Raw genomic sequence first — 5,360 nt, forward strand, 5'->3', positions numbered from 1 at the left:
GTGAACGTAAGCGAATCATTGAGCGCCAGCAGCAAGGGATTGCCTTAGCTAAGCAGCAGGGGAAATATCATGGGCGCAAACCCCAATACACCCAAGACGATCCCCGCCTGCAGCATGCCTTTCAACTCTACCAAACCGGTATGAGTGACGCGGACATTGCCAGAACGACCGGCATTAAGCGGACCACCTTTATTCGTTACCGGAAAAAATTTAAGGTTCAAAGATGATATTATATGAGATAAGCTTATAATTAAGAGTAATTACATAAAGTTATCTTTAATTATGAGAACGAAAAGAACGAAAATATTGATCATATCTTACTGAAGCAGCTTAATGTTAAAGATCAGCAAATTGCAAATTTACAACAATCCTTAGATCAGCAGCAAAAATTACAGTTGGCGACTGTTGCAGAAAATCATCAATTAAAGGAACACGTGCGAGAATTAAATGACATGATTGAAACTTCTAAATTGGTTCAAAAACGACAAGAAAATGAAAATAAAGACAGCTTGTTGAATGGTAGTCTTAGTAATAGCCCGAAAAGAAATGACAAGCAAGCAAAAGAAAAAATTATTGAATCTAGCGATAATCCAAGAAAAACAAATAAAAGTAGAACTAATAGAAGCTGGTGGCATTTTTGGCGTTAGTTTAACAAAAGTAAATTATATGTTTAATTTTAAATCAAGAATAAGGGGAGATTATTACTATTGGCAAACACTGATTTATTTGAATATTCATCCAAAGTTGATTTACATTCTGAAGAGGATGTGAAAATGAAGGTAATTATGCCCTATCTAAAAAAATTGGGATATAGTGAAAAAGAAATGAGGTTTGAAAATCCTATAAAGGTTCAAGTTGGGCGAAAATCTGTAACCATATTTTCAGATATAGAAATTGTTATAAATGGTCGAACAGAAATTGTTATTGATACTAAAGAGCCAAAAAAGACTCTCAGCAAAAAAGATCTACTGCAATCATTATCATATGCTAAGCTGATTGAAACTCCGCCAGCACGATATGGCTTTGCTACAAATGGCATAGATCTGGTGGGAAGTGACACTATAATTGGTTCTGATATTTCCTCAATTCCGTCCAAAAATGAATTAATTGCATTAATTCAAAGTAAATCTGCTAGAATCCTTACAGATTTTGAAATTAGAGAAGTAAAAAGTACTTTATTAACCATCGTAGATGCAAAGGATCTATTTAAAGTCATAGCCGATTGTAAAAAAATAATTGAAAATCAAGCACTAATTCGTTCGGATCAATCTTTTAAAGAAATGACCAAGATATTATTAGTCAAAATGAACGAAGAACGCAGAGCAATAGTTGATAAATCGAAAAACAGATTGACAGTTAAATGGCTACATGACGCTGCTAAAATAAATAATAGTAAGATAAGCGAACTTGGTATTTTTAAAGAATTATTTAAAGAAGCAAAAGAACAGTATCCAGGTATTTATGCCAAAGGCGATGACAATTTTCTTATACAAAATAACGATGCATTATTACATGTCATAGGAAAGATTGAGCCTTATTCTTTCCTTGGAACGGGTGATGATATTAAGGGCGCTGTTTATGAAATATTTTTAAAGGCTACTTTAAGAGGAGAATTTGATCAATATTTTACGCCTCGGACTATTGTTGATTTTATCGTAGAGCTTGCTAATCCAACGTATAATGATGTTTTTGTAGATCCAGCAGCGGGATCTGGTGGCTTTTTAATTAAGGCTTTTACGCATGTAAATAAAGGATTAAAAGAAAGTCACTTGTCGGAAAACGCTTATGCTAAGGCTGAAAAGTATTTAGTTCAAAAAAACATATGGGGTCAAGAAGCAGATTACGATTTACATGTTCTCACAAAAATCAATTTAATTATGCATGGAGATGGGTGGAATAATATTTATCAAGGTGACTCGTTGAAAACTAATTTTTTGCCTGAAAATTTTTTTGATATTGTATTAGAAAATCCACCCTTCACAACTAAATATTTTGATGAAAATGTTTTAAAAAAATATGAACAAGGTATCGGACGTAAGTCTCAAGAATTAGATATTCTATTTGTGGAAAAATCCCTAAGACTTCTTAAACCTGGAGGAAGACTTTTTATTGTTCTACCAGAGGGATTATTAAATGTAAAAACATATAATCCATTTAGAAAGTGGCTATTGGAAAAAAGTTATTTATCTTCTAGTTTCTCTCTTCCGGCCGGTACCTTTCAGCCATTTGGCAGGTCTGCTTCAAAGACAGCAATTATTGAAGTTATAAAGAAGGGCCAAAATGTTAGCCAGCCTAAATATGTATTTGTTGGTAATTTAACAAATATTGGATATGATACAGGGAAATCTACATTCAAAGAGATTCCAGAAAATGACTTCCCTAAAGTTATTGAAAGTAGGAAAAATTACTTTAAAGGCATTAAAAAAGCTGGTAAAAGTGACGTTGCTTGGGTTAAATCAGAAGATGTTTCATCTGAACGTTTAGATGGACGTGAATATTTGAGTATTGTTAATCAAATATCTTCAAAAAGCACCATATCTTTAGGAGATTTATTCGATGTAGAACAACCATCTGAAAAGTTGATTTCAGAAGAAGAATATCAATATGTTCAAGTGCCTTATTTTTCGGATGAACATGGTGCTCTTCAGCGGGTAGACAACATTAAGGGTAAAAGTATAAATAGTTCATCACTAATAATGATACCTTCTAGGGGGATATACTTTACTAGAATTAATCCACGCAAAAGGCGTATTGGTGTTATCCCCTCGAGTATAAGGGGATCTATCTGCATATCTAATGAAGTTTATTTGCTTAGTTGGAAAAGTAATCCCTATCTTTCTGAAAATGAAAAATATTTAATTATTCCTATACTTAGATCAAAAAATATAACCCAAAGCATACTCTTAAAATCCACTGGTTCTTCTTCATCGAGGGCAAGAATTAGTAAAGATTCTTTGAAAGAAATACAAATACCAATTCAAATGCTAACTATGGAAAATAAAGAGAAAAAATCGAAGACTGTTTTAAATGCGGCCAACATGATATGGGAAGCAACTACTAAATTAAATAATTTGTTTAACTTGTAGCCCCTACGATTTTAAAATATAGAAAAGGAGATTTTTATTAGGGCTTATAACTATCAAAAAGCGTCTATAAAAGAGCGAGCATAGAATCATTGCTTGCTCTTTTTACGTTTCATCAGCATAATTATTTCGAAATCAGAAGGGTATTTATAAAATTTGGTGAACGTCTAAAAAATGCAAGAACAGAATTGAATCTTGCTCAAGAACGTAATTGATACAAGTAATTTTAACTAGAGGCTTTTGAACAATTGATCAAATTTTGAATTAAAAATTTTTATAAAAAGTGGTGAAACAATGAAAACAATTGCGCAAATAGCCAAGGAAATTGGTGTTAGCAAACAAGCTATCTACCAGTTTATTGACAAAGATTTTAAACGGAAATTTTCAACTGTTGATGGTTCGTTGAAAATAAACTCAAAGGGTCAAAAGCTTATAAAAGAGCATTTTGAAGTCGATAATTTAAACGAATCGTCAAGTGCTTTAAAATCCGCTTTAAACAATTCAACCCCCTTAATTGAGTATTTAAAAGATCAAATACAAGAGGATCGAAAACAATTAGATGACTATAAAGACCAAATCGAGCAACTGCATAAATTATTGGAAAAACAACAGGCATTACTAGAGCATGAACAACAATTACGTTTGGCGGATAAGAAAACTGAAGCTAAGCAAATTGAACAAAAAATTGTCAAAAAGAAACATTGGTGGCAATTTGGAAAGCACAGTTAAGTAGGCAAAGGATCACTTTTTGTAATGCAGTTAACTTCATTTGCAATTAAAATAACGCTTTTTGATTGTATTTTGTGCCTAATGTGGTATTCTTAATATACAAAATGCAATGCAGAATGAGGAGAGTGCCTTATGGATATTTTTAGCTTAGATTTAGGAAACAAACAGACAAAATTAAAAAGCAGCAAAGCTGAATATGTGCTGCCTTCAAGATATTTAAATCAAGCAGACATGCCGATGTCGGTTGGCAATTCTACAATGAATAATGACCTACACACTTATTCAGTCCCTTTTAGCGACGATAAGTACGTGTGGGGTCGAGATATTGACCGACTTCACCTTGACGAATATTTAGCGGATACAATCATGTATGGTGCTCGATACAATAGTGAAGCATTTAAATTACTAGCCAATTTTGCGCTGGGATTACTAGCAAGTGATTTCAAAGCGGCTAAAGATCAAGTTTTAGAAGTAGTCGTCACTGCTGGACTTCCAACTGGAGATTATGCTGACCAAGGACAATTAAAAGCTTTATTAAAAGTCTTAGAGGGCCAACACCAAGTTACTATTGACGATAAAATCGTGACGGTAAGAGTTCGTAAAGTTTATATTTTGCCCCAACCAATCGGCACCTTATATAACGAGCTATTAGATGGTGAGGGCTTTATCAAGAACAAAGATTTACTAGACGAAAAAGTTGGCATTGTTGATGTAGGTGGTGGCACAATTTTAATTGATACGATTTTAAACTTTGAGCTAAGTGGCAAAAACCGCCATCAATTTAATACCGGCGTAAATGATCTATATGAAGCCATTGCCAACGGGATTAATGGTGATACTAGCCTTTATCAATTAGAAAAAGATTTACGGCAAGGCAACCAGCAACATCATTGGAGTTATCGCTTTTCTAAAAATCGTCAAGATGATATTACTGATTTGGTTTGCAAGGAAATTGACCGGTTTACCCGGCGCTTAGTTGCTAATGTAACTTCAACGTTAAAGAACCTTAATAGTATTGATACTTTGTTCTTTACCGGTGGTGGAGCCAATTTGCTTAACCAAAAAATCTTGAATACTACTTTCACTAACGCAGTTATTGTTAAAAATACAGAAGTTGCTAATGTTAACGGCTTTTATAAGTACGGATTAAGTCAACAAGCTCAAAACGAAGGGAGCAAGTAATCATGGGAAAAGTTAAAACCTTGAACGTCCGACTAAATCCCGAGAAAATTGTCGACAAAGAAATCCTTGATTACTTTGATAAATCATTAATTCCTAAAACCACCCTTGTTAAAACCGCTTTAATTCACGAAATTGAACGGTTAAAGGCTCAAGGTGATCCTTATGTTAAAGATGAACTAAAAGCTCCAGAAGCACCTAAAAATGGCGTAGAAAAGCCTTCTAGTTCCAAAGAACGGTTGCAAGGAGGATTTAATGCATTTTCAGACAATGATATTTAGAAAGAGGGCCTTGTTATGGGAATTCCAATAAGTGTTATATTTTTGTTTGCCAGCCTCATTGTCTTTTGGATAATCCCAGCCATTGGAA

The 5,360-nt window shown here is 33.6% G+C and carries 6 protein-coding genes and 1 pseudogene; all 7 read left to right on the plus strand.

All coding sequences use genetic code 11. The annotated features are described in order from the left end of the window. Positions 1-227, plus strand: a 227-nt coding sequence (locus IV84_RS09405; protein WP_155515919.1) for a helix-turn-helix domain-containing protein, incomplete at its 5' end; no start/stop codon positions are given. Positions 228-320: 93 nt separating this feature from the next. Beyond that, positions 321-431, plus strand: a pseudogene (locus tag IV84_RS11445) (DUF536 domain-containing protein); the annotation flags it as partial. A 21-nt stretch (positions 432-452) separates the two neighbouring features. Beyond that, positions 453-647 carry a hypothetical protein gene (locus IV84_RS11245; RefSeq protein ID WP_236699025.1) on the plus strand — a complete coding sequence of 65 codons (195 nt, stop codon included), beginning with the start codon at positions 453-455 and terminating at the stop codon, positions 645-647. 60 nt (positions 648-707) lie between these two features. After that, a complete protein-coding gene (locus IV84_RS09415) occupies positions 708-3,086 on the plus strand; it encodes a type I restriction-modification system subunit M (RefSeq protein ID WP_081036104.1) in 2,379 nt (792 codons plus the stop codon). A 291-nt stretch (positions 3,087-3,377) separates the two neighbouring features. Further along, positions 3,378-3,812: a hypothetical protein gene (locus IV84_RS09420; RefSeq protein ID WP_056986536.1), complete on the plus strand. Its 435-nt coding sequence runs from the start codon at positions 3,378-3,380 to the stop codon at positions 3,810-3,812. Positions 3,813-3,944: 132 nt separating this feature from the next. Beyond that, the gene (locus IV84_RS09425; protein WP_056986538.1) at positions 3,945-4,994 is read left to right on the plus strand and encodes a ParM/StbA family protein; all 1,050 of its coding nucleotides are present in this window, start codon (positions 3,945-3,947) and stop codon (positions 4,992-4,994) included. A 2-nt stretch (positions 4,995-4,996) separates the two neighbouring features. Continuing rightward, positions 4,997-5,272 (plus strand): hypothetical protein, encoded by a 276-nt coding sequence (locus IV84_RS09430; protein ID WP_008212490.1) that lies wholly within the window; start codon positions 4,997-4,999, stop codon positions 5,270-5,272. Positions 5,273-5,360: the final 88 nt, after the last annotated feature.

The sequence above is a fragment of the Pediococcus damnosus genome (assembly GCF_001437255.1).
GTDB classification, from domain to species: Bacteria; Bacillota; Bacilli; order Lactobacillales; family Lactobacillaceae; genus Pediococcus; species Pediococcus damnosus.